A 25,148-nucleotide genomic window follows, 5' to 3' on the forward strand; every position below is an offset into this window, starting at 1 on the left:
GCAAGCTGGGTTCCCCAAAGTGGGGTTACTGAGCCCAGCTGGGTGGGCGCTTCTGCAAAAACGCCAGCATCCCTTCCCGCGCCTCATCGGAGACGAACATCCGCGCCGAGGCGACGCTGAGCGGCTCGGCGTCCCGGTCGAACCCGGCCAGTACCGCCGCGGTGGTCAGGGCCTTGGAGGCGGCCAGCCCCTGCGGGGACCCCAGCCGCAGGTTGGCGACCAGGTCCGCGACCGCCGCTCCGACATCGTCAGTCGCCAAGGTGATCAGCCCGATCGCCGCGGCTTCGACCGCGCCGAACTTCTCGCCGGTCAGGTAGTAGCGGGCCGCGGCCCGCGGCGCCAGCTTGGGCAGCAGCGTCAGCGAGATGATCGACGGCGCCACGCCGATGCGGGCCTCAGTCAGCGCGAAGGTGCTGGCCGGCCCGGCGACCGCGAGGTCGCAGGCGCCGACGAGCCCCATGCCGCCGGCCCGTACGTGCCCGTCCACCGCCGCGATCACCGGCCGTGGGCACTCGACGATCGCCCGCAGCAGTGCCGCCATTTCGCGGGCCCGGTCCGCGGCCAGGTCTCCGGGACTGGCATCTGGGTCGCCGGTGGCCTCACTCAGGTCCGCGCCGGCGCAGAACGTGCTGCCGGTGTGGCCCAGCACCACCACCCGCACGTTCGGGTCGGCCGCCGCGTCGCGCAGCCCGGCATGCAGCTGGGCGACCAGCTTCGACGACAGCGCGTTGCGGTTGTGCGGGGAGTCCAGGGTGAGCCGGGCCGAACCGTCGCCGGTGTCTTCCGGCCCGGCGTAGGAGACGAGCGTGTCCATCAGGACGACCTCAGTAGCTTCGAGGCAGGCCCAGCGAGGTCTGCGCGACGAAGTTGAGGATCATCTCCCGGCTCACCGGCGCGATCCGCGCCAGCCGGGACGAGGTGACCGCCGCGGCGATGCCGTACTCCTTGGTCAGGCCGTTGCCGCCGAGCGACTGCACCGCCTGGTCGACCGCCCGAGTGGATGCCTCCCCGGCGGCGTACTTGGCCATGTTGGCCGCCTCGGCCGCGCCGAAGTCGTCGCCGGCGTCATAGAGCGTCGCGGCCTTCTGCATCATCAGCTTGGCCAGCTGGATCTCGATGTGGTTCTGGGCCAGCGGATGCGACAGGCCCTGGTGCGCGCCGATGGGGGTCTTCCACACCTGGCGGGTGGTGACGTAGTCGACCGCCTTGCCAATCGCGAAGCGGCCCATGCCGACCGCGCTGGCCGCGCCCATGATGCGCTCGGGGTTCAGGCCCGCGAACAGCTGCGCGATGGCGGCGTCCTCGGAGCCCACCAGCGCGTCGGCCGGCAGCCGCACGTCGTCGAGGAACACCTGGAACTGGCGCTCGGGGCTGACCAGTTCCATCTCGATCGGCGTCCAGCTCAAACCGGGGGTGTCGGTGGGCACCACGAACAGTGCGGGCCGCAGGTTGCCGGTCTTGGCGTCCTCGCTGCGGCCGACCACCAGCACGGCCTGCGCCTGGTCGACGCCGGAGATGAAGGTCTTCTGGCCCTTGAGGATCCAGTCCGACCCGTCGCGGCGCGCGGTGGTGGTGATCTTGTGCGAGTTCGATCCGGCGTCGGGCTCGGTGATGGCGAACGCCATGGTCAGCGAGCCGTCGGCGATACCGGGGATCCACCGCTTCTTCTGCTCGTCGGTGCCGAACTTGGAGATGATGGTGCCGTTGATGGCCGGCGAGACGACCATCATCAGCAGAGCGCAGCCGTTGGCCGACATCTCCTCCATGACCAGCGACAGCTCGTACATGCCGGCGCCGCCGCCGCCGTACTCCTCGGGCAGGTTGACACCGATGAAGCCGAGTTTGCCTGCCTCGTTCCACAGTTCGTCGGTGTGCTCGCCGGCGCGGGCCTTCTCCAGGTAGTAGTCCTGGCCGTAGTTGCGGGCCATCGCCGCGACCGACTCGCGCAGTGCACGCCGTTCGTCGCTTTCGATGAAGCTGGTGTCGCTCATGGGAGTTCTCCTTCTGCTGATGTTTCGAGACTTTCGACACGGGCCAGCACGGCGCCGACCTCTACTTGGTCGCCCGGCTTGACGTCGAGTTGGGTGAGCACGCCGTCGGACGGCGCGCTGATGGTGTGCTCCATCTTCATGGCTTCCAGCCAGATCAGTGGCTGGCCCGCGCTCACCTGATCGCCGACGGCTGCACCCAGCCGAATCACGTTGCCGGGCATGGGCGCCAGCAGCGATCCCTGCGCGACCGCCGACTCTGGATCGGGGAATCGGGGCAACGCGACCAGGTGGACACCCCCGGCGGGGGAGTCGACGTAAACGTCGGAACCGTACCGGGCGACGGTGAACGTGCGGGCGACGCCGACCGGATCGGCCAGCACCACTTCATCCGGAGTCGACGAAATCAGGGTGACTTCGGCGCCGTTGACGATCAACCCCGTTCGGGTGAAACGGTATTCGATCCGATGTTCGGTGCCGGCGTCGTCGAGGTAGCCCTTGGACTGAAAACCCGAGGCCAGGTTGCGCCAACCGCCGGGAATGGAGCCGAACACCTGCGCGGTGGCCCGATTGTGTGCGGCGTCGGCCAGGGCGGCCGCGATCGCACTGGTCTGCACTGTGGCGGCGTCGGCCAGTGGCGCCGACAGTTCCGTTAGACCGTGGGTGTCGAAGAACGCCGTGTCGGTCGCCCCGTCCAGGAAGGCCGGATGGCGCAGCACGTTGACCAGCAGGTCACGGTTGGTGCGAAGGCCGTGCAGCCGGGTTCGCGCCAGCGCGCCGGCGAGCACGGTTGCGGCCTGCCGACGGGTTGGCGCGTAGCTGATCACCTTGGCCAGCATCGGGTCGTAGTGAATGGACACCGTCGACCCGCCGACGATGCCGGAGTCCAGCCGGACGCCGGTGCGCCGGGACAGCGTCTCGAACTGTGCCGCCACTCCCGGAACGTCGAGGGCGTGCACGAGCCCGGCCTGCGGCTGCCACCCGTGGGCGGGGTCCTCGGCGTAGAGGCGAACCTCGATCGAATGCCCCTGCGCGGCCGGCGGTTCGGCGTCCAGACGGGCCCCGTCGGCCACCGCGATCTGCAGTTCGACCAGGTCGACACCGGTGGTCTCCTCGGTGACCGGATGCTCGACCTGCAGTCGGGTGTTCATCTCCAGGAAGTAGAACTCGCCGCGGGAGTCGGCCAGGAACTCCACGGTGCCCGCGCCGGTGTAGCCGATCGCGCTGGCGGCCAACCGGGCAGCCTCGAACAATTTGGCGCGCATCCCGGGGGTGCGTTCCACCAACGGCGAGGGCGCCTCCTCGATGACTTTCTGGTGGCGGCGCTGAATCGAGCATTCCCGTTCACCGACCGCCCACACCGTGCCGTGCTGATCGGCCATCACCTGCACCTCGATGTGGTGCCCGGTCGGCAGATAGCGCTCGCAGAACACCGTCGGGTCACCGAACGCCGAAGCGGCCTCACGTTGGGCTGCTTCCACTTCGCTTGCCAGGGCAGACAATTCGCTGACCACCCGCATGCCGCGGCCGCCGCCGCCCGCGGAGGCCTTCACCAGCACCGGCAGTTGAGCGGCGGTTACGGTTGCCGGGTCGAGTTCTTCGAGAACCGGCACCCCCGCGGCGGCCATCATCTTCTTCGACTCGATCTTGGAACCCATCGAGGTCACCGCGGCTACCGGCGGTCCGACCCAGGTCAGACCGGCGGCCTGCACGGCGGCGGCGAAGTCGGCGTTCTCGGAAAGGAATCCGTAGCCGGGGTGGATGGCGTCGGCGCCGGCGGCCTGAGCCGCGGCGATGATCGCCTCGGCGGACAGGTAGCTGGAGGTCTGCGGCAGGCGCACCTTCGCGTCGGCTTCGGCCACGTGCGGCATGCCCGCATCGGGGTCGGTGTAGACCGCGACGGTGCCCAGGCCCAGGCGACGGCAGGTGGCGAAGACCCGTCGGGCGATCTCGCCGCGATTGGCCACCAGAACGGTGCTGATCATCGGAGTCCTCACATCCGGAAGACGCCGAAGTTCGACGTCCCCTCGATCGGGCCACTGGCGATGGCGGACAAACACATTCCCAATACAGTGCGGGTATCGCGCGGGTCGATCACGCCGTCGTCGTAGAGCATCCCCGACAGCACGAGCGGCAGTGACTCGGCTTCGATCTGGCCCTCGACCATGGCACGCATGGCGGCGTCGGCCTGCTCGTCGACCTGTTGCCCGCGGGCCTCGGTGGCCGCCCGGTTCACGATGGACAGCACGCCCGCGAGCTGCGCCCCGCCCATCACCGAGGACTTGGCCGATGGCCACGCGAACAGAAAACGGGGATCGTAGGCGCGCCCACACATGCCGTAGTGCCCGGCGCCGTAGGAGGCGCCCAGCAGCAGCGAGATGTGCGGCACCGTCGAATTGGATACGGCGTTGATCATCATCGAGCCGTGCTTGATCATGCCACCCTCTTCGTAGTCCTTGCCCACCATGTAGCCGGTGGTGTTGTGCAGGAACAACAATGGGGTATTGGAGCGGTTGGCCAACTGGATGAACTGGGTGGCCTTCTGGGATTCTTCGCTGAACAGCACGCCCCGCGCATTGGCCAGGATGCCGATCGGATATCCGTGTAGCCGTGCCCAACCGGTCACCAACGAAGACCCGTAGAGCGGCTTGAACTCATCGAAGTCCGAACCGTCGACGATCCGGGCGATCACTTCGCGGGGGTCGAACGGGATGCGCAGGTCGGCAGGCACGATGCCGATCAGCTCTTCGGAGTCGAACAGCGGCTCGGTCACCGGCTTGGGCTTCGGGCCCTGCTTGGCCCAGTTCAGCCGGGCCACGATCCGTCGACCGATCCGCACCGCGTCAAGCTCGTCGTTGGCGAGGTAATCACCCAGCCCCGAAGTGCGCGAGTGCATCTCGGCGCCGCCGAGTGATTCGTCGTCGGACTCTTCGCCGGTGGCCATCTTCACCAGCGGTGGTCCGGCCAGGAATACCTTGGACCGTTCCTTGATCATCACCACGTGATCGGACATGCCGGGCACATAGGCTCCACCGGCGGTGGAGTTGCCGAACACCAGCGCGATAGTGGGGATGCCGGCGGCCGACAGGCGCGTCAGGTCGCGGAACATCTGACCGCCCGGGATGAAGACTTCCTTCTGGGTGGGCAGGTCCGCTCCGCCGGATTCCACCAGGGAGATCACCGGAAGCCGGTTCTCCAGGGCGATCTTGTTGGCCCGCAGGATCTTGCGCAGCGTCCAGGGGTTGGACGTGCCGCCCTTAACCGTCGGGTCGTTGGCTACGATCATGCACTCCACGCCTTCGACCGCGCCGATCCCGGTGACCAGGCTGGCCCCGACCTGGAAGGCGCTGCCCCAGGCGGCCAAGGGGCACAGTTCCAGGAACGGTGAGTCGGCGTCGATCAGCGCCTCGATGCGTTCCCGGGCGGTGAGCTTGCCGCGGGAATGGTGGCGCTCGACGTACTTGGGTCCGCCGCCGGCGAGTGCTTTGGCGTGCTCGGCGTCGATCTCGGCGAGTTTGTCGGTCAGCGCCTGTGCCGCCTCGTTATAGGCGGGGGAGTTGGGGTCGAGGGTGGACTTCAGGGTGGTCATAGCCACCCCCGACGATGCAGAGCGGAGCTTGCGGAGTGATGAGGAGGAGGGGGAGTAATCATGATTGGTATCCCAGCGTCTTGGCGGCCAATGAGGTCAGGATCTCGGTGGTTCCACCGCCGATACCGATGATGCGCATGTCCCGATACTGACGCTCCACCTCGGACTCGGCCATATAACCCATGCCCCCGAACAGCTGCACCGCCTGGTTGGCCACCCACTCTCCGGCCTCCACCGCGGTGTTCTTGGCGAAACACACCTCCGGGATGAGGAAGGCTTCACCGGCCAGCTGCCGCTCGACGACGTGGCGGGTGTAGACCCGCGCCACATCGATGCGGCGGGCCATCTCGGCCAGCGTGTTCTGCACCGCCTGCCGCGAGATCAGTGGCCGGCCGAACGTCTCGCGGTCCCGACACCACGCCAGAGTCAGGTCCAGGCAGCGCTGCGCGCTGGCATAGGCCTGCGCGGCCAGCCCGACCCGCTCGGAGACGAACGCCGCGGCGATCTGGGCGAAGCCGGTGTTCTCGACACCGACCAGATTGGCGATCGGAACCCGGGCGTCGACATAGGACAGCTCGGCGGTGTCCGAGGATCGCCAGCCCATCTTCTCCAGCTTGCGACTCACCTCAAACCCCGGCGTGCCCTTCTCGACCACCAGCAGCGACACCCCGGCCGCTCCCGGCCCACCAGTGCGCACCGCGGTGACGACGTAGTCGGCGCGCACGGCGGAGGTGATGAAGGTCTTGGAGCCGTTGACCACGTAGTGGTCGCCGTCCAGGCGTGCCGTGGTGCGCAGGTGCCCGACATCCGAGCCGCCGCCGGGCTCGGTGATGGCCAGCGAACCGATCTTCTCGCCGGCCAGCGTGGGGCGGACGAACTCCTCGATCAGCCGCGCATCGCCCGAGGCGATCATGTGTGGCACCGCGATACCGCAGGTGAACAGGGAGGCGAACACCCCGCCCGGTGCCCCGGCCTGGTGCATCTCCTCGCAGACGATCACCGCGTCGGCGCCGTCGCCGCCACTGCCGCCGACCTCCTCGGGGAAACCCGCACCCAACAAGCCGACCTCGGCAGCCTTGCGGTGCAGGTCGCGCGGCAGTTCGCCGGAGCGTTCCCACTCGTCGACGTGCGGCAGAATCTCGCGCTCGACGAATCCACGCACGGTCTTACGCAGAGCCTGGCGCTCGGCGGTATTCCAGATACTCACAGTTCCCCTTCTGACAGCAGCTGCTCGGGTATCTCGAGGTGACGGCTGCGCAGCCATTCGCCCAGCCCCTTGGCCTGCGGATCGAACCGAGCCTGGTAGGCCACGCCCTGCCCGAGAATGCCCTCGACGACGAAGTTCAGCGCGCGCAACTTCGGCAACAGGTGCCGGGTGACCGGCAACTCGGCGGTCTCCGGCAGCAGGTCGCGCAGCTTTTCCACGGTCAACGTGTGCGCCAGCCAGCGCCACTGCGCGTCGGTGCGTACCCAGAGCCCGACGTTGGCCGAACCGCCCTTGTCGCCGCTGCGGGCGCCGGCGATCAGCCCCAAGGGCGCGCGCCGGGTCGGGCCCGCCGGCAACGGATCGGGAAGATCGGGCTCGGCGGCGGCCGCCAGCTCGAGCGTCTCGGTGGCGGCGGAGATGTCCACCCGGGTGCCGTCGGCGTGCACGGCGACGTGCGGCACCTGCGTGGCATCGACATAGCCGGGGGTGAAGACCCCGTAGACCTGGCCGTCACCGGGCGGGGCGGTGACGCAGAACCCGGGATAGCTGGCCAGCGCGAGCTCGATGCCGGCCGCGGAGAACTTGCGGCCCACGTTGGCCGGGTCCGGGTCGCGCACCACACAGTGCAGCAGCGCGCTGGCGGTTTCCTCGGTGTCGGCGTCGGGGTGGTCGGTGCGCGACAACGTCCACTCCAGTTCGGCCGGCCGGACGGTCATGGCCGCCTCGAGCTGGGTGCGCAGCAGCGCGGCCTTGGCCTCGATGTCCAGGCCGGTCAGCACGAAAGTGGTGGAGTTGCGGAAGCCGCCGATGCTGTTCAGCGACACCTTGTAGGTAGGTGGGGGCGCCTCGCCGGTCACGCCGGAGATCCGCACCCGGTCCGGGCCGTCGGCCGACAGTTCGATGCTGTCCATCCGGGCGGTGACGTCGGGGTTGGCGTAGCGGGCGCCGGTGACCTCGTAGAGCAGTTGCGCGGTCACGGTGTCGACACTGACCAGTCCGCCGGTGCCGGCGTGCTTGGTGATCACCGATGAGCCGTCGTCGTGGATCTCGGCGAGCGGGAATCCGGGGTGCAGCATCTGCTCGGTGGGGATCTCGGTAAAGAAGGAGTAATTGCCGCCGCTGGCCTGGATGCCGCACTCGATGACGTGGCCGGCGACCACGGCACCGGCGAGTCGGTCGTAGTCCGTGCGGCTCCAGCCGAAGTGCGCGGCGGCGGGTCCCACGATCACCGACGCGTCGGTGACGCGGCCGGTGATCACCACGTCGGCGCCACCGGTCAGACACTCGGCGATGCCCCAGGCTCCCAGGTACGCGTTCGCTGTCAGCGGACTGCCCAAACCGAGCTCGGCGGCGCGGGGGAGCAGGTCATCACCCTCGACGTGGGCGACGCGGGCCGGAACGCCCAGGCGCTGCGCCAGCTCGCGCACCGCGTCGGCCAGGCCGGCCGGATTGAGGCCGCCGGCGTTGGCCACGATGCGAACGCCCTGGTCGAGGGCCAGTCCGAGGCACTGCTCGAGCTGGGTCAAGAAGGTCTTGGCGTAACCGCGCTCCGGGTTCTTCATCCGGTCGCGGCCCAGGATCAGCATGGTCAGCTCGGCCAGGTAGTCGCCGGTGAGATAGTCCAGCTCGCCACCGGTGAGCATCTCGTGCATGGCGGCGTGGCGATCGCCGTAGAACCCCGAGCAGTTACCGATTCGAACGGCTGCTGTCATCCCCAAATCCCATCCCTCAACCAACCGGTAGGTTAGCCGGTACCGCCGGTGCCGCGTCAAGGCGCATCGTCACCGATCGGAGCTATTTTGGAGCCGACGCTGGTCACCGGCTATCCTTTCGGATAGTCCCGCCGCTGGTATCGAAGCGGCACTATGCCAACAACAGGAGAGGCTCGACCATGGCCGTGCCGAAACGCAGGATGTCGCGTGCGAACACTCGTAGTCGCCGCGCGCAGTGGAAGGCTGAGGCAACCGGCCTGGTCAACGTGACGGTCGCTGGCCGCGCGCACAAGGTGCCGCGTCGCCTCCTCAAAGCCGCGCGCTTGGGCCTCATTGACCTCGATCGCCGTTAAATAGGCACCGACACGACCGGCTCCTGACCCTCCAGATCGCCTTTCGGATGATTGGATAGCACCCATGGCTACCCGGGTACTGGTTGTTGATGACGATCGCGCTGTGCGCGAGTCGTTGCGCAGGTCTCTGTCGTTCAATGGTTACTCGGTCTCGCTGGCCACTGACGGCGTCGAGGCGCTCGAGGCGATCACCAGCGACCGTCCGGACGCGATGATCCTGGACGTCATGATGCCGCGGCTCGACGGACTGGAAGTCTGTCGCCAGCTGCGTAGCACCGGTGACGACCTGCCGATCTTGGTCCTGACGGCCCGAGACTCGGTGTCCGAGCGGGTCGCCGGCCTCGATGCCGGTGCCGACGACTACCTGCCGAAGCCGTTTGCGCTGGAGGAACTGTTGGCGCGGATGCGGGCGCTGCTGCGCCGCACCACCGCCGAGGACCTGTCTGAATCGGTCGCGATGTCGTTCGAGGACCTGACGCTGGACCCGGTGACCCGCGAGGTCACCCGCGGCGACCGGCAGATCAGCCTGACTCGCACCGAGTTCGCCCTGTTGGAGATGTTGATCGCCAACCCGCGTCGGGTGCTGACCCGCAGCCGGATCCTCGAGGAGGTGTGGGGCTTCGACTTCCCCACCTCGGGCAACGCGCTGGAGGTCTACATCGGGTACCTGCGACGCAAGACTGAGGCCGAAGGTGAGCCGCGGCTGATCTACACCGTGCGCGGGGTGGGTTACGTGCTGCGCGAGACTCCTCCCTGATGCAATCCTTCCGCCGTCGACAGGGTGAAGAGGCGAAGAAGACCTCCCTGTCGCTGCGCTGGCGGGTGATGCTGCTGGCGATGTCGATGGTGGCATTGGTGGTGGTGTTGATGGCGGTGGCCGTCTACGCCGTGATCTCGGCTGCGCTCTACAACGACATCGACAATCAGTTGCAGAGTCGCGCGGAGATGCTGATCGCCAGTGGTTCACTGGCTGCCGATCCCCGCAAGGCGATCGAGGGCACCGCCTACTCCGACGTCAACGCCATGCTGGTCAACCCGGGCCGGTCGATCTACACGGCCAATCAGCCCGGTCAGCGGCTGCCGGTCGGACAACAGGAGAAGGCCGTCATCCGCGGCGAGCTGTTCCTGTCGCGCCGCACCGCATCGGGCCAGCGGGTGCTGGCCGTGCACCTGCCCAATGGCAGCACGCTGCTGATCTCCAAAAGCTTGGCACCCACCCGGGCGGTGACGATGAAGCTGCGGTGGGTGCTGCTGGTCGTCGGCGGGGTGGGTGTCGTGGTGGCCGCGGTGGCCGGCGGCATGGTCACCAGAACCGGGCTCAGACCGGTGGGCCGCCTGACCGAAGCGGCCGAACGCGTGGCGCGCACCGATGACTTGAGACCGATCCCGGTCTACGGCAGCGACGAATTGGCTCGCCTCACCGAGGCGTTCAACGCCATGTTGCGGGCCCTGGCCGAGTCGCGGGAGCGGCAGGCGCGACTCGTCGCCGACGCCGGACATGAGCTCAAGACCCCGTTGACATCGCTGCGCACCAACGTCGAGCTGCTGATGGCGTCCGCGGCTCCGGGCGCCCCGCAGTTGCCGGAGGAGGAGATGGCCGAGCTGCGTGCCGACGCAATCGGTCAGATCGAGGAATTGTCCACTCTGGTAGGCGATTTGGTAGACCTCACCCGCGACGACCAACGTGAGGTCGCCTACGAGCAGGTCGACATCACCGAGGTCGTCGACCGCAGCATGGAGCGGGTCCGGCGGCGCCGCAACGACATCGAATTCGATATCCAGGTCGTTCCCTGGCACGTCTACGGCGACGCCGCGGGTCTGTCCCGTGCGGTGCTCAACCTGCTCGACAACGCGGCCAAGTGGAGCCCGTCGGGTGGGGTCGTGGGCTTGCGGATGCGGCAGCTCGACCCGACGCACATGGAGATGGTCGTGTCGGACGAGGGGCCGGGAATCCCGGAGAACCAACGGGAATTGGTCTTCGAGCGCTTCTACCGGTCGGACTCCGCGCGTGCCATGCCCGGGTCCGGGCTGGGCCTGGCGATCGTCAAACAGGTGGTGCTCAAACACGGCGGGGCGATCACCATCGGGGAGACCATCCCCGGCGGGCACCCGCCCGGAACATCGTTCCGGATGGTGCTGCCCGGCGGTCCGACATCGGCGGAAATGCCTGTCGGAGCAGTCACAGGCGGTTCTCAGTCCACGTAGGCATGGTGGTGAGGCAACGTCGCCGCAGTCGTGTCCCTAGGAGTAGGCAACAAACATGACGAATTACCCCGGGTACCTCCCGCCGCCTCAACAACCGGAACGGTCCAACCCGGCCGGTGCAGCGGCGGGGGACCAACGCGGACAGTCCGGTTATCCGGGCCGGCCCGCCCAGGGTTCGTACCCGCCGCCCTACGACTGGCGTTACGCCCCGCACCAGGGGCAGCAGCAGTCCGCCTATCGCTCCGCCTACGACGCCTCCTACGGCCGTCCCGGCGTGCCGAGCGGTCCGGGTGGTCCGAGTGGTCCGGGTGGTCCGGGTGGGGCACAGCCGAAACGTTCCCGGACGGGTTTGGTGCTGGGGGCGGTGGCGATCGCGGCGATGTCCGGCGTGATGGGCGGTGTGGTCGGTTCGGCACTGCACTCCGATCACAAGCCGGCCGCCACCGGAAGCCACCTGCCGAGCATTCAGGCACCGGGTGTGCCGGCCGCGGTGAATCTGCCGGACGGCTCGGTGGAGAAGGTCGCGGCGAAGGTGGTCCCCAGCGTCGTCATGCTGGAGACGGACCTGGGCCGTCAGTCCGAGGAGGGCTCGGGCATCATCCTGTCGGCCGACGGGCTGATCTTGACCAACAACCACGTGGTGGCCGCCGCTGCCGCCAAACCCGACCCGAGCACCAAGCTTGACCCGGGCGGCAAGCCTGACGGAGCTCCCAAGGGCGCGCCGAGGACCACGGTGACCTTCGCCGATGGCCGCACCGCGCCGTTCACCGTGGTGGGCACGGACCCGGCCAGCGACATCGCCGTGGTGCGCGTGCAGGGCGTCTCGGACCTGACCCCGATCACGATCGGCTCCTCAGCGGACCTGCGGGTGGGTCAGAACGTGGTTGCGGTCGGGTCGCCGCTTGGCCTGGAAGGCACCGTGACGACCGGGATCGTCAGTGCCCTCAACCGGCCCGTCTCCACCAGCGGCGAAGCCGGCAACCAGAACACGGTGCTCGACGCGATCCAGACCGATGCCGCCATCAACCCCGGCAACTCGGGCGGTGCGCTGGTCAACATGAACGGCGACCTGGTCGGGATCAACTCCGCGATCGCCACCATGGGCGGCGATTCCGCCGAAGCGCAGAGCGGTTCGATCGGCCTCGGCTTCGCGATCCCGGTGGATCAGGCCAAGCGGATCGCCGACGAACTCATCAACTCCCCGGACCACACCGCGTCGCACGCCTCGCTGGGGGTGCGCGTCACCAGCGAGCGCAGCCTGCACGGCGCCAAGGTGGTCGAGGTGGTGCCCGGGGAGGCGGCCGCCAAGGCCGGTCTGCCCGAGGGCGCGACCGTGACGGCTTTCGACAAGCGCCCCATCGGCAGCGCTGACGCGCTAGTGGCCGCGGTGCGCTCCAAAGCGCCCGGCGACCAAGTGACGCTGACCTACCTGGACGCGGGCGGGGCATCCAAGACCGCGCAGGTCACGCTCGGTAAAGCGCAGCAGTGACGGGTTGGTGACTCCGACGGAGTACATGCGGCGGTCCCAACTTCGCCTCTCCTTCGTCGAGCCTCGCTGAACCGCCGGGAACCCGCGATATACGGTTGCACCCATGGAGCAGTCCCGAGAACTCGCCGGCCGCGCCCTCGTCGTCGTTGTTGACGACCGCACCGCCCACGGCGATGAGGACCACAGTGGCCCGTTGGTCACCGAATTGTTGGCCGAAGGCGGATTCATGGTCGACGGTGTCGTCGCCGTCGCCGCCGACGAGGTGGAGATCCGCAACGCGCTGAACACGGCGGTGATCGGCGGGGTCGACCTGGTTGTATCGGTGGGCGGGACTGGGGTCACCCCGCGCGACGTCACCCCCGAAGCCACCCGCGAGCTGCTGGACCGCGAGATCCTCGGCATCGCCGAGGCGCTGCGGGCCTCGGGGCTGTCGGCCGGCATCGCCGACGCGGGGCTGTCGCGTGGCCTGGCCGGCGTCTCGGGCAGCACCCTGGTGGTCAACCTGGCCGGGTCCCGGGCGGCGGTCCGCGACGGGATGGCGACACTGAACCCGCTGGCCGCGGCGATCATCGGCCAACTGTCCAGTCTGGAGATCTAGGCGACCATGCCCGGACTCGAAGAGCACCAGTCGTCGTCGGACGAACGCGATCCCGACGACGCTCGCGAGGCCGAAGAACGCGAGCGCTGGTTGCGGGACAACATCCCGCCGCATCACGGTTGAGGTTCGACTTCGCGAAATCCCCCGTACGGACTCCACAGCGGCTATTACGGTTCGCCGTAGGCGGCGTGGCGCCGCTTCGCAGTGCATCCGTACGGAAGGGGATTTGCGGTGCTCAAGGGGTTCAAGAATTTCCTGATGCGCGATGACGTCATCACGGTGGCCATCGGTCTGGTGGTGGCGCTGGCGTTTTCCAACCTGGTCAAGGCCTTCACCGACAGCGTGATCAACCCGCTGGTCTCGGCCGCGCAGCCCGACACGTCCGGGCTGGGGCTGGGTTACCAATTGGGAGCCGAAGGCAACGAGGCGACGTTCATCGACCTCGGCGCATTCATCTCCGCGATCATCTACTTCATCGTGTTCATGGCCACGATCTACTTCCTGATCGTGTTGCCCTACAAGCACATCCAGAAGCGCCGCGGGAACACCGTGTTCGGCGACCCGGCACCGACCAAGACCTGCCCGGAGTGCAAGTCCGAAATCGCCGCCGACGCCAACAAGTGCAAGTTCTGCGCCAGCGTGCAGCCCGCCACCGCCGCATAGCGGTTTCAGCGCAGGGTCAGGGTGACGGCCTGACCGAGCGTGGCGCCGGCCACCGCCACCGCAGCGGTGGCCGGCAACGCCACCAGGACCACCCGGTCGTCGTGATTGTGCTTGTCGGACACCAGCACCACGATCCCGCCGCTGGCCAGCACCCGGGCGGCACCCGGCGGGCCGGCGACGTCCTCGGTGGCTGCCGTCACGACGTCGACCACGTCGCCGGGGCGCACCAGATCGATCAGTGCGGCATCGGCCGGATGCACGCCCACGATGCGGGCGTCGGGTCCGGCGGCGGCCTCGGTGAGCCGGCGGCCCAGCACACGGACATCGGTGAGTATCTCGCCGCGGCGGGCCGGAGCCGCCAGCGTGGACTGCAGCACCGCGGCCATATCAGTGGTAGCGCCGTCGGGAACTGTTTGAGCCGAACGGCTTTCGAGGGAAACATCGTCGAGAGTCAGCGTTGAGCCGGGCGCGATGTCGCGACTTGCCACCACGACGTCGAGCCGGTCGCCTTGCGGGTTGGAGCGCAGCGCCGTGACGCCGGCCAACACGACGAGGGCTCCCGCGGTCACGCGCCGCGCCCGTACGGTGCGAGTCCAGTCCGGGCGCAGTGCCAGTGAGATCCGGCTGATCAGTGTGGGGTTGAGCGAGTCGCCCATGGCGTCACGCTAAGCGGCCGGCGCGCCGCGGTTCGTCGGCCCGGGGCCGGGCTGTGGATAACGAACTACGCCGAGGTGGTCGCCGGTGCCGACGACGTGGTGCTGGACTTGGCGCTGTCGCTGGACTTAGTGCCGCTGTCGGCCGATTTGGTGCCGCTGTCGCCCGAGCTGCTGCCCGAGTCACCCGACGTCGAAGAGCTGGCAGAGCTGCTGCCATTGCTGGAACCGTTGGACGTTGACTTCCCAGACTTGCCCGCTTCGCGGCTGTCGTTGCGGTAAAAACCACTGCCCTTGAAGACCACGCCGACCTTGCCGAAGATCTTGCGCAGTCGGCCGTTGCAGTCCTCGCAAGTGGTCAGCGCATCGTCGGTGAAGGCCTGGACCACGTCGAAGCGGTTGCTGCACTCGGTGCAGGCGTAGCTGTAGGTGGGCACGTGAACCTCCGTGGATCGAACAATCGGCTTAGCACTCTACCGTGCTAAGTGCTAGAACCACTATGTGGCCTTCCTCATTCCAGGGCCACTCAGCCCAGTGCCACCAGACCGAGCCCGGGCGTCACAGCATGCGTCATCGGCACGTCGTGGGCCTCCGCGGGCAGCTCGTCGAGAAGCTCGGCATCGCGAACCACCGCTACCAGCGGAATCTGCGGCCTGCGCCACTGCAGCGAGCGGTCGTAGAAACCGGCGCCGCGCCCCAGCCGCGCGCCCCTGCGGTCGACGGCCACGGCCGGCACCACGATCAGGTCCGCCTCGGCCAGCGCGTCGGCGGTCAGCCACGGTTGCGGTGGTTCGAGCAGGCCGAACCGGGCGGTGGTGAGGCTTTCGGGCCGGTACTCGCCCCACAGCAGCGCCATCGGGGTGCCGTCGTGCTCGGTGCGCACCACCGGCAACAGGACGCGCGCGCCGCGACGGGCCAGGCCAGTGAGCATCGCGGTCGAGCCCGGCTCGCTGCCCACCGGCACATAAGCGCAGACCGTGGTGGCGTCGCCCGCGGCTCGCGCCAGGTGCTCGGCCAGCGCTGCGGCCTCGGCATCGTGCACATCGGGGGGTACCGCGCGTCGGTCGGCGAGCAGCCGCGCCCGCAACGCGGACTTGGCGGCCACCACCGCGTCGTCGGTCACGGCAACCAGACTGTCAGCAACGGCTCGCCCACCGCCAGCCGAAGAGGTGAAGCGGATTGCGGTTATCGTGTGAGCAATGCCCACGCCGAAGGTCCCGATTCCGCGCACCGCCATTGTGCCCGCGGCAGGTTTGGGCACCCGTTTTCTGCCCGCGACCAAGACCGTGCCCAAAGAGCTGCTGCCGGTCGTTGACACCCCGGGCATCGAGCTCGTCGCCGCCGAGGCGGCCGAAGCCGGTGCCGAGCGGTTGGTGATCATCACCTCCGAGGGCAAGGACGGCGTGGTCGCGCACTTCGTCGAAGACTTGGTGCTCGAAGGCACGCTCGAGGCTCGCGGCAAGAAGGCGATGCTGGCCAAGGTGCGCCGCGCCCCGCAGTTGATCAAGGTCGAGTCGGTGGTGCAGGCCGAGCCGCTGGGCTTGGGGCACGCCATCAGCTGCGTCGAGCCCACCTTGTCCGACGACGAAGATGCCGTCGCGGTCCTGCTGCCCGACGACCTGGTGCTGCCCACCGGAGTGCTGGAGACCATGTCAAAGGTGCGTGCTCGCCGGGGCGGCACCGTGCTGTGCGCGATCGAGGTCAGCCCGGAGGAGGTCAGCGCCTACGGCGTCTTCGACGTCGAGCCGCTGCCCGATGGTGACAACCCGGACGTGATGCGGGTCAAGGGGATGGTCGAGAAGCCCAAGACCCAAGACGCACCGTCGACGTATGCCGCGGCGGGCCGCTACGTGCTGGACCGGGCCGTGTTCGACGCGTTGCGGCGAATCGACCGCGGAGCAGGCGGCGAGGTGCAGCTCACCGACGCGATCGCGCTGATGATCGCCGAAGGCCATCCCGTACACGTCGTTGTGCACCGGGGGTCGCGACACGACCTGGGAAATCCGGGCGGCTACCTCAAAGCTGCGGTTGACTTTGCCTTGGACCGCGATGACTACGGTCCGGATCTGCGCCGGTGGTTGGTGGCGCGGCTGGGCTTGGCGGAGAACTGAGCTGACGTCTGCCCGAATTGGACCTCGGCTGCAACGGAGAAAGGCACACCGTGCGTTCGGTTGAGGAGCAGCAGGCCCGGGTTTCGGCTGCCGCCGTGGCGCCCCGCCCGGTCCGGGTGGCGATCGCCGAGGCGCAGGGCTTGATGTGCGCTGAAGAAGTGGTCGCCGAGCGGCCGATGCCGGCATTCGATCAGGCTGCCATCGACGGTTACGCGGTGCGCAGTGTCGACGTCCTGGGCGCCGACGCGATCGGCGACAGCTCCGATGGCGCCGGGCGCGATGATGCCTCCAACACCGTGGTCACTTTGCCGGTACTGGGCGTCATCGAAGCGGGCGCGCGCACTCCCACCCGGCTGCAACCCAAGCTGGCCACCCGGATCCAGACCGGGGCGCCCATGCCCACCCTGGCCGACGCGGTGCTTCCGCTGCGCTGGACCGACGGTGGGACCTCCCGTGTGCGGGTGCTGCGGGGCGTGCGCCCGGGCGACTATGTGCGCCGGGTCGGCGACGACGTGCAGCCCGGCGATGTCGCGGTGCGCGCCGGCACGGTGGTCGGGGCGGCCCAGGTGGGGCTGCTGGCCGCCGTCGGCCGCGATCGCGTGCTGGTCCACCCGCGCCCCCGCCTGTCGGTCATGGCGGTGGGCGGCGAACTGGTCGACGTCAATCGCACACCCGGCAATGGGCAGGTCTACGACGTGGACTCCTACGCGCTGGCCGCGGCCGGTCGCGACGCGGGCGCGGAGGTCAACCGGGTCGGCATCGTCAGCAATGACCCCAAGAAGCTGCGCGAGACGGTCGAGGGACAACTCAATCGTGCCGAGGTGGTGGTGATCGCCGGCGGCGTCGGGGGTGCCGCGGCCGATGAGGTGCGCGCGGTGCTGGCCGATCTCGGCGACATGGAGGTCGCCCGGATCGCGATGCACCCCGGTTCGGTGCAGGGATTCGGCCAGCTTGGCCCCGAAGGGGTGCCGACGTTCCTGTTGCCCACCAACCCGGTGAGCGCGCTGGTGGTGTTCGAGGTGATGATCCGCCCGCTGATCCGGCTGTCGCTGGGCAAGCGTGAGCCGATGCGCCGGATGGTGCAGGCCCGCACCCTCGGGCCGATCGCTTCGATGCCCGGCCGCAAGGGGTTCTTGCGCGGCCAGCTGATGCGTGACGAGGACACCGGCGAGTATCTGGTGCAGGTGCTCGGGGCCTCTGGCGGCACCGCGTCACATCTGTTGGCCACGTTGGCCGAGGCCAACTGTCTGGTGGTGGTTCCCGAGGAGGTCGAGCAGATCGCGGCCGGCGAGTTGGTGGACGTCGCGTTCCTGGCTCAGCGGGGCTGAGCCCGAGTCCATGTTGGTCAATCTGTGGCCGTTCAAAGCCGTCGAGCATCCCGGCTGGCCGAGTGTGCTTGGGCCCCTGCGGGTGCCGGCGGGCGTGATCCGGCTGCGGCCGGTGCGGATGCGTGATGGCGTGGCGTGGAGCCGGATTCGGCTGGCCGACCGCGCCTACCTAGAGCAGTGGGAACCCAGCGTGGAGGTGGACTGGGTGACCCGGCACGGTAGCGCCTCCTGGCCGCCGCTGTGTTCGAGTCTGCGCACCGAGGCCCGCTATGGGCGGATGCTGCCGTACGTGATCGAGCTCGACGGCCGATTCTGCGGCCAGCTGACGGTGGGCAACATCGCCCACGGAGCGCTGCGCTCGGCCTGGATCGGGTATTGGGTGTCCAGCGCGGTGGCCGGCGGGGGAGTGGCCACTGGGGCGGTGGCACTCGGGCTCGACCATTGCTTCGGGCCGGTACGGCTGCACCGGGTGGAGGCCACCGTCCGGCCGGAGAACGCGGCCAGCCGGGCGGTGTTGGCCAAGGTCGGTTTCCGTCAGGAGGGGCTGCTGCAGCGCTACCTCGATGTCGACGGAGCGTGGCGCGACCACCTGCTGGTGGCGATGACGATGGAGGAGGTCGCCGGGTCGGTGACCTCGGCGCTGATTCAGTCCGGCCGGGCTGCGCGGGTCTGACGATATTCGGCCGAGCTGTTACCCGTGTGGTAGTTGTGACTGACGAGGTCAGCGAGTAAATTACAACTGTGTAATTGGTTCGGCGCGTCGTCCGAGGTCGTGTGGCTCTCACACCTAGCCTTGGCTCGGAAAGGAGCAGGCCAACCATGCCCAGCATCCCGCAATCATTGCTCTGGATCTCACTGGTCGTTCTCTGGCTGTTCGTACTGGTGCCGATGCTGGTCAGCAAGCGTGACGCGGTCCGTCGTACCAGCGACGTGGCCTTGGCGACCCGGGTATTGACCAGTGGGTCCAGCGCCCGGCTGCTCAAGCGCGGCGGCCCGGCCACCGGACACCGCAGCGACCCCGACTGGCAGCACAGCGTCGACGACATCGACGAGGTCGACGACATCGATGACGTCGACGAGGTCGAGGGTGAACCCGCCGAGGGTGGCTCGCGGGTGTTCGTCGCCGCGGCCGCGGTGTTCGTCGCCGCGTCGGAGCCGCAGGTCGGTGAGCAGGCCGAACTCGACTACTTGGACGTCGACGTTGTCGCCGACGACTCCGACGAACTGCCGCTGTCGGACGCGGGTCTGGCGGCCGAGGTTGAGGCGCAGGCGCGCGCCGACGCCGAAGCTCAGGCCGCCGCTGAGGCGGAGGCTCGCGCTGCGGAGGAGGCCGCCATGGCGGCCGAGGCCCTGGCGGCCAAGGCGGAAGCCGAAGCCGACGAGGAAGCCGACGAGGAGCCCGCTGCCGAGGGCGAGACCGAAGCCGATGGCTACGAGTACGAATACGTCGAGGACAGCTCCGGGCTGGAGCCTGCGGCGGAGTCCACCCGGGCGGGCGCAGCCGGTCTGTCGGCCCGCGGTCGTCGGCCCCGTATCGACACGGCTGCGGCGGTCAGTGCGCGCAAGTACGAGTTCCGCAAGCGGGTGTTGATGTCGCTCGCGGTCGTCCTGGTGCTCTCGGCGCTCACCGCCTTCACCGTGGCGCCCACCGCGTGGTGGATCTGTGGCGGCGCCGCGGGCGCGACGGTGCTCTATCTGGCCTACCTGCGCCGTCAGACCCGTATCGAGCAGCAGGTGCGGGCTCGCCGGGCGCGCCGCGCCGAGCGGCCGCGTATGCAACGCGAGAGCGTCCACACCGACGCGTTCGAGGTGGTGCCGTCACGGTTGCGCCGCCCGGGGGTTGCGGTGCTGGAGATCGACGACGAGGACCCCGTGTTCGAGCACCTGGAGTACACATCCAGTGCCGACCGGTACGGATGGCGCGGCGACCTGGCGCGCGCGTCCGGTCAATAGGTCTCGGTTTCAGGGCACGGGCTAGGGGCTGGTAATCTCCTAGCGGTCAGGGGCTATAGCGCAGTTGGTAGCGCGTCTCGTTCGCATCGAGAAGGTCAGGGGTTCGATTCCCCTTAGCTCCACAGAGTTTGTGAAGATCAGGTCGTCGCGCCCGGTCAGTTCAGCCGATCGGCCTTGCGCACATGTTGATCCGCCAACATCGCCGCGATTTCGAACAGTCGTAGCCGGCTCTGGGGGCGAAGCCCATTCTGCGTGTCGATAATGCCGCCTTGGGCAAGGTGCGAGTCGTACGGCATGTACTCGGCATGGATCTCGGCCTCGGTGAACAGATCGGTGAGGTAGCGTCGCGCGTTCGGACTGGCGTGGTTACGGCTGTTGTTGAGGATGACCATCGAACGCGCCAACAGATCGTCGTAGTCCATTGCGCGCAGCAGATCGATGGAACGGGCGACCGGCAGGGCGGTATCGCCGGTAAGTCCGGACACAAAGATCAGCGCGTCGCAGGTATTGAATACCGCCTTCATCACCGGATGCTCCAGATTGTCCGACGTGTCGATCAGGACGACCTGGTGAGTGCGGCGAAGGCGGGCCACCGCTTCGTTCAGCATCGACGGAAAGAGCGGACGCGGCTGGTCCGACGTTCGATTGCCCGACAGCACATCCAAACCGATGTTGTTGTGGCCCAGGTGTTCTCGGATATCGGTGTAACCCCGAACGTCGATCTTGGTGATGATCTCGGTGTAGCCGTCAGGTGAGCGTGTGTCGATCCGGTCGGCCAACGTCCCGAAGCCTGGTGTGGCGTCGATCGCCACGACGTTGTCGGATCGACATTCCCGGAATATGCCGCCGATACAGGTGGTCATCGTGGTCTTCCCGACGCCGCCTTTACCGGATACCACGCCGATCACCAAGTTTTTGTGCATCCGCTGACCGATCTGGTCGCGGAGTGCACGGAAATGCTGTTCAAGCGGTGATTCCCCGGCGTTGATGCCGTGGAACGAGGCGGCATAAACCAGCCGGCGCCAGCCGGAGGCCGGTACGGCTTTCCGCGGCCCGGGCAGATCCGGCATATGCAGGATTTCGGAGATCGGGTAATAGCGACGGGGACGGCGGCCCGCCTCGTTTCCGATCCGGTGCGCACCTGCTCGATTCGGACGCCGATGCGAACCCCGTTCCGTGCCGGCAGCGCCCCAATCGGGCAACTGCGGTGACGGTCGGTGCAGGTCGGTCACGCAGCATTAGTAGCACGGGTGGTCAAGCGCTTATCACCAATCTTGGTCAGCACAACAGAACTGTTTGCCGGCCGTTACAGTTCTGCAGCTAATCCGGTACGGCGGCAGTCGCAGTGGCTATCCCAGGTTCGGGTTTCTTCTGTCGGGTGCGGCGGCAACGACGGTCAGTGGCCGTCCGTACGCCCAAGCGCAACAGCGTCTTCAATGAGCCGGCTTAACTCTTCGGCGACTTGGTCTAGTGGTTCGATGCTTCGATGAGCCCGACACATGGCGACGGTGCCCTCCACGGCTGCAACGATGAGGATCGCGAGGCGTTCGGCGTCTGCTGACTTCACGCCGTGCTCGCGCAGCGAGTCACCCAGGATGCGGGTCCAATTGAGAAAGGCCGCACTGGCAGCTTCGCGAGGGCGACCGTGCTTGTCGGGGAGGTCTTCTACCGACACCGACAAGACCGGACATCCTGCGTGGAAGTCACTGTCGAGGACCACTTTTCGCCACATGGCCAGGAAGGCTTTCAGGCCGGCCAGGGGGCCTGCCTTCAATTCTTGGGTGAGCATCCGGGCGGTGATGTCGTCGGCCCACCGCACCGCTTCGGACGCCAAGTCGTACTTGCCGCCCGGAAAGTAGTGATAGGTCGAGCCCAGGGGGGCGTCGGCGTGCTTGGCCAGCTCGCGCACGCTGGTGGCGTTGAGTCCACGCCTGCGGATCATGTCGGCTGCGCCGATCACCATCCGCTGGCGGGACGCCGCTGAGTCCTCCGGCATCGCCGACCTCCCTTGCTATAACGACCGTCATAGTCTAACGTCCTCGATCTATAACGAGTGTTATAAGGAGTGGGTATGCGCAGTTTGATGTTCGTTGGTCCCCGTCAGCTTCGATTTGATGAAGTCGATGAACCCAAGATCGTTGATGCGGCGGACGCATTGGTGCGCCCTATCGCCGCTACAACATGCGACCTTGACCATGTCGTCATTGCCGGTCGCACTCCCTTCTCCGGCCTTGGGCCATTTCCGCTGGGACACGAGTGCGTTGGCACCGTTGTCGAAGTGGGCCCCGAATGTAGAAGCGTCGCCGTGGGAGACGTTGTCGGGGTCGCCTGGCACATCGCTTGCGGGACTTGCGCTCAATGCCGACTCGGCCACACGGCACGTTGCACGCTTCATGGTGAGGCTCAATACGGGCTCCCCGTAAACGGATTCTGGGGCGGCACATTCTCCGAACTGATCCGCGTTCCCTACGCCGATTTCAACCTCGCCCCACTGCCCGCCGGCGTTGACCCGGTGCACCTTGCGTCCATCGGCGACAACCTCGCGCTTGGCTGGGAGACCATCATGCCGACCGTCGCGGGGATCGAAGATCCGGAGATCGCCATCTTCGGCGGTACGCGATCGATTGGCCTTTACTGCGTCGATGTCGCTGTGCACTGCGCGCGAGCGCGCACTGTCTACTACGACGACGATCCTGGCCGGATGGCAGTTGCAGCGCAGCTGGGGGCCGAAGTCCACGACATCAGCGGCAAGCGCGAGAAAGACTTTCACCTTGCGGTGGATGCCTCTGCCGACCCCGAGCGCTTGCGCAAAGCGCTGCTGTCAGTGATGCCCGAGGGCTACGTCAACAGCGTTGGCATCTACTTCGAAGATGTCGCACTGCCGTTGCTCAATCTCTACCTGCGAGGCGTCCACTTCCACAACGGCAAAGGGCACGCGCGACCGAACATGACGCCTACCCTGGACGCGATCGCCGCGGGGACGTTGCATCCCGAACTCGTCACCAGCGGGACCTACGCCTGGGCTGAGATGCCCGACATACTCACATCCCCCAAGGCCGGCAGCAAGCCAATCTTCGTGCTGGACGACTGATCTCCATGGCCCGGGGATGCTTACTCAATCGCGCCCGGAGTCGGCGGGGGCGCGGAATTCTCGGGCGGAGGGGGCAGTGGTGCCGGGTCCGGCATGTGCCCCGGCTCGTCGGGGAGAACGTTGTCGGCGCGGACCTGGTAGGTCTCCTGGCTTGAGATGTGGGTGCTGACCCAGCCGCCGGGGTAGTAGGTGCAGTTGCTGTAGTACCTGCTGTTAGAGCAGCGACTGGTCGCGTTTTCATAGTGGGCCGGAATCCCGATGATCCGGTCGCGTGTCCAATAGCCGTCCGGCCGGATCGGCGAATCGCAGATCAGGCGCGTCTCTCTGCCCAGAAAGCCCCAGGGGCGGGAATCGCAGTTGGCGGGGATGTCGGCGCGGGCCACCGGGGGACTGTAGGCGTCCATGAAGGCAACTGCGCCGAAGGCGACGATGCCGATGATTGTTCTGAATATCGGATGGGTGGACATGGGGAAGTAATCCTTCGAACTCGGCTTACAACAACACACGCTCGGACAGATCAGGCAAACGGTAGTTCACCTGTTGTTCACCGTAGCGTTACTTTACGTTCACCGCGATTCGAAGGTGGAGGGCAGGCATTACCGCTGGTAGAGACCCGGTGCGCGGTCGTCAATCTCCGCTGGGACCCTGCTCGCGCGCGGCGCGGCCGGCTATTGCGGAAGTGCGCAGATCGAAGAGCGAGCCGACCGGCTCGTCGCTTCGGCATGCTCGATTTTGTCGGACTGCTCCGTCGGCACTAAGGGTGTGTCACCACGTACGTCGGGTTGGTCAGCTCGGCACTGATTTCCGCGAGATCGAAAGGGCGATCCAGCCGCGCGCGCAGCACCTTGGGGTCGATGAGCAGGTCGATCTCGGCGGTCTGTCGGGCGATCAGCCGCCCGATCAGCGGGTAGATGCGGCGCATGATCGCCCGTTCCCCCGACGTGCAGCGGGACGCGCAGTATCCGACATGGCCGATCTCGTCGGTCAGAATCTCGCTGTAGAGCAAGTTGATTCGTTCGGCTACTTCAGGTTCGTCGGCGAACAGTGCAGTGCCGGAGCGACGTAGCTCGTCGAACATGATGCAGCCCGCCATCTCGGCGGCGCCGACGAACAGGAAGCCGAGTCGCTCGGGGGTGAACACGCCGGTCTTGACGAACTGCCGCATGACGAATGGTGGTGGGACAACCTGAAATGGCAGGCCGAATACGTCGAGCGCGTATGCCAGCAGTCTGGTGTGGTAGTGCTCTTCCAGCTCGAGGTAGACGTTCTCGGGCGGCCGATTGTCGTCGCTGTTGCGTCCGTAGGTCTCGCCCAGCCCGACGCCGAATCGTTCGGCTTGGTTGAGCTTCGCCGTCGCCAACAGAAACAGCATGGTGCGGTCCAGGCCGGGCTCGGGTCGCCGGCGCCGTAGATTGCGAAGAAAAGTCGGTCGGTCAACGGTTTTCGCTGACCGCACGGGAGTGGCTTCAACGCTACCGAAGAACTCTTCGCGATTGGCAAGCCGTCGATTCAACAAGTCGGCTTCCCCGTCGCGCTGACACAAGTAGTCGCGATAGCCGTCAATCCCGGTGCCGTTCATCGGACCTCCATTCCCTTGACGATCGTTGACACGTACCGATCCAGCAGTGCCGGATCGTGGACCCCGGTGGATAGCAACGCGAAAAGCCCAGTAAGGAAGAACGTCCCGAGTTCGGCGGCGTCGCTTTCCTGGGGAACCTGGTTGGCGGCCCGTGCCCGCTCGATGAGCTCCACCAGGAACTCCGCGAGGGGGTGCTGTGTCAACTCATCCTCGACGGGACGGGTCGAGGAGAAATGCAGGCCGAGCATGTCTTGGAAGACCTCGGCCCCCAACCGCTGCTTGGCGCGCAGAACATGATGGACGAGCTGGGAAAGTACCGACGCCAGGTCGCCGTTGGCCTCGGCTAGTTCGCCGATGATCCGAGTCTCCTCGTTGCGCTCGACCTCGATAAGGACGTGCTCCTTGGTTGGAAAATGAAAGTAGAACGTGCCCCGGGCTACGCCCGCTGCGTTGGCGATGGCGCTGACGTCTGCACCGGCGAGTCCGTACTGGCGGATCTCCGATACTGCGGCCTCAAACAGCCGCGACCTCGTCTCGAGTCGACGGGCTTCGCGGGCACCGCTGGCTTGCGATCGGGTCTTCTTGATTGCCCGGGCGGTCGTCATGGTCGAACGCTAGCAACATTCATT

25 protein-coding genes and 1 tRNA gene are annotated in these 25,148 nt (G+C 67.3%); 12 read left to right on the forward strand and 14 right to left on the reverse strand.

Going from position 1 to position 25,148, the window contains the following annotated elements:
• Nucleotides 1-25: 25 nt before the first annotated feature.
• The 6 genes from MJO54_RS05260 to MJO54_RS05285 are packed head-to-tail and all read right to left on the reverse strand — an operon-like array spanning nt 26 to nt 8,496.
• Nucleotides 26-814 carry an enoyl-CoA hydratase family protein gene (locus tag MJO54_RS05260; RefSeq protein ID WP_046284175.1) on the reverse strand — a complete coding sequence of 263 codons (789 nt, stop codon included), beginning with the start codon at nt 812-814 and terminating at the stop codon, nt 26-28.
• Between the two features lie 10 nt (nt 815-824).
• Complete coding sequence (locus MJO54_RS05265) at nt 825-1,991, reverse strand: acyl-CoA dehydrogenase family protein (RefSeq protein ID WP_046284174.1); 1,167 nt, start codon at nt 1,989-1,991, stop codon at nt 825-827.
• Nucleotides 1,988-3,973, reverse strand: coding sequence for an acetyl/propionyl/methylcrotonyl-CoA carboxylase subunit alpha (locus MJO54_RS05270; protein ID WP_065152088.1), 1,986 nt, complete (start codon nt 3,971-3,973; stop codon nt 1,988-1,990). The genes MJO54_RS05265 and MJO54_RS05270 overlap by 4 nt, the downstream gene beginning before the upstream one ends.
• Nucleotides 3,974-3,981: 8 nt before the next feature.
• A complete protein-coding gene (locus MJO54_RS05275) occupies nt 3,982-5,577 on the reverse strand; it encodes an acyl-CoA carboxylase subunit beta (RefSeq protein WP_046284172.1) in 1,596 nt (531 codons plus the stop codon).
• A 58-nt stretch (nt 5,578-5,635) separates the two neighbouring features.
• Nucleotides 5,636-6,784: an acyl-CoA dehydrogenase family protein gene (locus MJO54_RS05280; RefSeq protein ID WP_046284171.1), complete on the reverse strand. Its 1,149-nt coding sequence runs from the start codon at nt 6,782-6,784 to the stop codon at nt 5,636-5,638.
• On the reverse strand, nt 6,781-8,496 hold the full coding sequence (locus MJO54_RS05285) for an acyclic terpene utilization AtuA family protein (protein WP_046284170.1): 1,716 nt from the start codon (nt 8,494-8,496) through the stop codon (nt 6,781-6,783). Before MJO54_RS05285 ends, MJO54_RS05280 begins: the two co-directional genes overlap by 4 nt.
• A 179-nt stretch (nt 8,497-8,675) precedes the next feature.
• Between MJO54_RS05285 and rpmF the strand changes: the two genes are divergently transcribed.
• The 6 genes from rpmF to MJO54_RS05315 all read left to right on the forward strand — a co-directional run bounded on the left by rpmF (nt 8,676) and on the right by MJO54_RS05315 (nt 13,804).
• Nucleotides 8,676-8,849: a 50S ribosomal protein L32 gene (rpmF, locus tag MJO54_RS05290; RefSeq protein ID WP_024442852.1), complete on the forward strand. Its 174-nt coding sequence runs from the start codon at nt 8,676-8,678 to the stop codon at nt 8,847-8,849.
• A 64-nt stretch (nt 8,850-8,913) separates the two neighbouring features.
• Nucleotides 8,914-9,606 carry a response regulator transcription factor gene (locus MJO54_RS05295; RefSeq protein WP_024442851.1) on the forward strand — a complete coding sequence of 231 codons (693 nt, stop codon included), beginning with the start codon at nt 8,914-8,916 and terminating at the stop codon, nt 9,604-9,606.
• The gene (locus MJO54_RS05300; RefSeq protein ID WP_046284169.1) at nt 9,606-11,054 is read left to right on the forward strand and encodes a HAMP domain-containing sensor histidine kinase; all 1,449 of its coding nucleotides are present in this window, start codon (nt 9,606-9,608) and stop codon (nt 11,052-11,054) included. Before MJO54_RS05295 ends, MJO54_RS05300 begins: the two co-directional genes overlap by 1 nt.
• A 55-nt stretch (nt 11,055-11,109) precedes the next feature.
• A complete protein-coding gene (locus MJO54_RS05305) occupies nt 11,110-12,543 on the forward strand; it encodes a S1C family serine protease (RefSeq protein WP_240175739.1) in 1,434 nt (477 codons plus the stop codon).
• Between the two features lie 103 nt (nt 12,544-12,646).
• A complete protein-coding gene (locus MJO54_RS05310; protein WP_046285144.1) occupies nt 12,647-13,141 on the forward strand; it encodes a MogA/MoaB family molybdenum cofactor biosynthesis protein in 495 nt (164 codons plus the stop codon).
• Between the two features lie 231 nt (nt 13,142-13,372).
• Nucleotides 13,373-13,804: a large conductance mechanosensitive channel protein MscL gene (locus MJO54_RS05315; RefSeq protein WP_046285143.1), complete on the forward strand. Its 432-nt coding sequence runs from the start codon at nt 13,373-13,375 to the stop codon at nt 13,802-13,804.
• A 5-nt stretch (nt 13,805-13,809) separates the two neighbouring features.
• Here MJO54_RS05315 and MJO54_RS05320 read toward each other — a convergent pair whose 3' ends face one another.
• The 3 genes from MJO54_RS05320 to MJO54_RS05330 form a co-directional block, all read right to left on the reverse strand.
• Nucleotides 13,810-14,460 carry an SAF domain-containing protein gene (locus MJO54_RS05320; protein ID WP_046285142.1) on the reverse strand — a complete coding sequence of 217 codons (651 nt, stop codon included), beginning with the start codon at nt 14,458-14,460 and terminating at the stop codon, nt 13,810-13,812.
• 65 nt (nt 14,461-14,525) lie between these two features.
• Complete coding sequence (locus MJO54_RS05325) at nt 14,526-14,894, reverse strand: FmdB family zinc ribbon protein (RefSeq protein ID WP_240175740.1); 369 nt, start codon at nt 14,892-14,894, stop codon at nt 14,526-14,528.
• Nucleotides 14,895-14,983: 89 nt separating this feature from the next.
• Nucleotides 14,984-15,580 (reverse strand): 5-formyltetrahydrofolate cyclo-ligase, encoded by a 597-nt coding sequence (locus MJO54_RS05330; RefSeq protein ID WP_234821491.1) that lies wholly within the window; start codon nt 15,578-15,580, stop codon nt 14,984-14,986.
• A 76-nt stretch (nt 15,581-15,656) separates the two neighbouring features.
• On the opposite strand from MJO54_RS05330, the gene MJO54_RS05335 reads away from it, so the two are divergent.
• The 5 genes from MJO54_RS05335 to MJO54_RS05355 all read left to right on the forward strand — a co-directional run bounded on the left by MJO54_RS05335 (nt 15,657) and on the right by MJO54_RS05355 (nt 19,971).
• On the forward strand, nt 15,657-16,568 hold the full coding sequence (locus MJO54_RS05335; protein ID WP_105294769.1) for a UTP--glucose-1-phosphate uridylyltransferase: 912 nt from the start codon (nt 15,657-15,659) through the stop codon (nt 16,566-16,568).
• A 50-nt stretch (nt 16,569-16,618) separates the two neighbouring features.
• Entirely contained in the window at nt 16,619-17,896 is a 1,278-nt protein-coding gene (glp, locus tag MJO54_RS05340; protein ID WP_046285139.1) for a molybdotransferase-like divisome protein Glp, read from the forward strand.
• Nucleotides 17,897-17,906: 10 nt separating this feature from the next.
• Nucleotides 17,907-18,569 carry a GNAT family N-acetyltransferase gene (locus MJO54_RS05345; protein WP_046285138.1) on the forward strand — a complete coding sequence of 221 codons (663 nt, stop codon included), beginning with the start codon at nt 17,907-17,909 and terminating at the stop codon, nt 18,567-18,569.
• Nucleotides 18,570-18,715: 146 nt separating this feature from the next.
• On the forward strand, nt 18,716-19,849 hold the full coding sequence (gene sepX, locus MJO54_RS05350; RefSeq protein WP_105294770.1) for a divisome protein SepX/GlpR: 1,134 nt from the start codon (nt 18,716-18,718) through the stop codon (nt 19,847-19,849).
• 49 nt (nt 19,850-19,898) lie between these two features.
• Nucleotides 19,899-19,971 (forward strand) — tRNA-Ala (locus MJO54_RS05355).
• A 33-nt stretch (nt 19,972-20,004) separates the two neighbouring features.
• On the opposite strand, the gene MJO54_RS05360 is transcribed toward MJO54_RS05355, so the two are convergent.
• Both MJO54_RS05360 and MJO54_RS05365 read right to left on the reverse strand, forming a co-directional pair.
• On the reverse strand, nt 20,005-21,081 hold the full coding sequence (locus MJO54_RS05360) for a MinD/ParA family ATP-binding protein (RefSeq protein WP_233428489.1): 1,077 nt from the start codon (nt 21,079-21,081) through the stop codon (nt 20,005-20,007).
• Between the two features lie 164 nt (nt 21,082-21,245).
• The gene (locus tag MJO54_RS05365) at nt 21,246-21,845 is read right to left on the reverse strand and encodes a TetR/AcrR family transcriptional regulator (protein WP_240175741.1); all 600 of its coding nucleotides are present in this window, start codon (nt 21,843-21,845) and stop codon (nt 21,246-21,248) included.
• Nucleotides 21,846-21,920: 75 nt separating this feature from the next.
• Here MJO54_RS05365 and MJO54_RS05370 point away from each other — a divergent pair, with 75 nt between their 5' ends.
• The gene (locus tag MJO54_RS05370; RefSeq protein WP_046285177.1) at nt 21,921-22,940 is read left to right on the forward strand and encodes an alcohol dehydrogenase catalytic domain-containing protein; all 1,020 of its coding nucleotides are present in this window, start codon (nt 21,921-21,923) and stop codon (nt 22,938-22,940) included.
• 20 nt (nt 22,941-22,960) lie between these two features.
• Here the strand turns inward: MJO54_RS05370 and MJO54_RS05375 are convergent, their stop codons facing one another.
• The 3 genes from MJO54_RS05375 to MJO54_RS05385 all read right to left on the reverse strand — a co-directional run bounded on the left by MJO54_RS05375 (nt 22,961) and on the right by MJO54_RS05385 (nt 25,124).
• Nucleotides 22,961-23,407 carry a CDGP domain-containing protein gene (locus MJO54_RS05375; protein ID WP_240175742.1) on the reverse strand — a complete coding sequence of 149 codons (447 nt, stop codon included), beginning with the start codon at nt 23,405-23,407 and terminating at the stop codon, nt 22,961-22,963.
• 287 nt (nt 23,408-23,694) lie between these two features.
• Nucleotides 23,695-24,519 (reverse strand): hypothetical protein, encoded by an 825-nt coding sequence (locus MJO54_RS05380; RefSeq protein ID WP_240175743.1) that lies wholly within the window; start codon nt 24,517-24,519, stop codon nt 23,695-23,697.
• Complete coding sequence (locus MJO54_RS05385) at nt 24,516-25,124, reverse strand: TetR/AcrR family transcriptional regulator (protein ID WP_064890598.1); 609 nt, start codon at nt 25,122-25,124, stop codon at nt 24,516-24,518. The genes MJO54_RS05380 and MJO54_RS05385 overlap by 4 nt, the downstream gene beginning before the upstream one ends.
• Between the last annotated feature and the right edge of the window lie 24 nt (nt 25,125-25,148).

The organism is Mycolicibacter virginiensis, from assembly GCF_022374935.2.
Classification (GTDB): domain Bacteria; phylum Actinomycetota; class Actinomycetes; order Mycobacteriales; family Mycobacteriaceae; genus Mycobacterium; species Mycobacterium virginiense.

Bases quoted from the DNA above. Each gene is read 5' to 3' on its own strand.
- MJO54_RS05365 (WP_240175741.1), bottom strand. From the start codon at position 21,845: ATGCCGGAGGACTCAGCGGCGTCCCGCCAGCGGATGGTGATCGGCGCA.
- MJO54_RS05320 (WP_046285142.1), bottom strand. From the start codon at position 14,460: ATGGGCGACTCGCTCAACCCCACACTGATCAGCCGGATCTCACTGGCA.
- MJO54_RS05385 (WP_064890598.1), bottom strand. From the start codon at position 25,124: ATGACGACCGCCCGGGCAATCAAGAAGACCCGATCGCAAGCCAGCGGT.
- MJO54_RS05310 (WP_046285144.1), top strand. From the start codon at position 12,647: ATGGAGCAGTCCCGAGAACTCGCCGGCCGCGCCCTCGTCGTCGTTGTT.
- MJO54_RS05260 (WP_046284175.1), bottom strand. From the start codon at position 814: ATGGACACGCTCGTCTCCTACGCCGGGCCGGAAGACACCGGCGACGGT.
- MJO54_RS05380 (WP_240175743.1), bottom strand. From the start codon at position 24,519: ATGAACGGCACCGGGATTGACGGCTATCGCGACTACTTGTGTCAGCGC.
- MJO54_RS05345 (WP_046285138.1), top strand. From the start codon at position 17,907: ATGTTGGTCAATCTGTGGCCGTTCAAAGCCGTCGAGCATCCCGGCTGG.
- MJO54_RS05335 (WP_105294769.1), top strand. From the start codon at position 15,657: ATGCCCACGCCGAAGGTCCCGATTCCGCGCACCGCCATTGTGCCCGCG.
- MJO54_RS05270 (WP_065152088.1), bottom strand. From the start codon at position 3,973: ATGATCAGCACCGTTCTGGTGGCCAATCGCGGCGAGATCGCCCGACGG.
- rpmF (WP_024442852.1), top strand. From the start codon at position 8,676: ATGGCCGTGCCGAAACGCAGGATGTCGCGTGCGAACACTCGTAGTCGC.
- MJO54_RS05375 (WP_240175742.1), bottom strand. From the start codon at position 23,407: ATGTCCACCCATCCGATATTCAGAACAATCATCGGCATCGTCGCCTTC.
- MJO54_RS05265 (WP_046284174.1), bottom strand. From the start codon at position 1,991: ATGAGCGACACCAGCTTCATCGAAAGCGACGAACGGCGTGCACTGCGC.
- MJO54_RS05305 (WP_240175739.1), top strand. From the start codon at position 11,110: ATGACGAATTACCCCGGGTACCTCCCGCCGCCTCAACAACCGGAACGG.
- MJO54_RS05275 (WP_046284172.1), bottom strand. From the start codon at position 5,577: ATGACCACCCTGAAGTCCACCCTCGACCCCAACTCCCCCGCCTATAAC.
- MJO54_RS05295 (WP_024442851.1), top strand. From the start codon at position 8,914: ATGGCTACCCGGGTACTGGTTGTTGATGACGATCGCGCTGTGCGCGAG.
- MJO54_RS05370 (WP_046285177.1), top strand. From the start codon at position 21,921: ATGCGCAGTTTGATGTTCGTTGGTCCCCGTCAGCTTCGATTTGATGAA.
- MJO54_RS05285 (WP_046284170.1), bottom strand. From the start codon at position 8,496: ATGACAGCAGCCGTTCGAATCGGTAACTGCTCGGGGTTCTACGGCGAT.
- sepX (WP_105294770.1), top strand. From the start codon at position 18,716: ATGCCCAGCATCCCGCAATCATTGCTCTGGATCTCACTGGTCGTTCTC.
- MJO54_RS05300 (WP_046284169.1), top strand. From the start codon at position 9,606: ATGCAATCCTTCCGCCGTCGACAGGGTGAAGAGGCGAAGAAGACCTCC.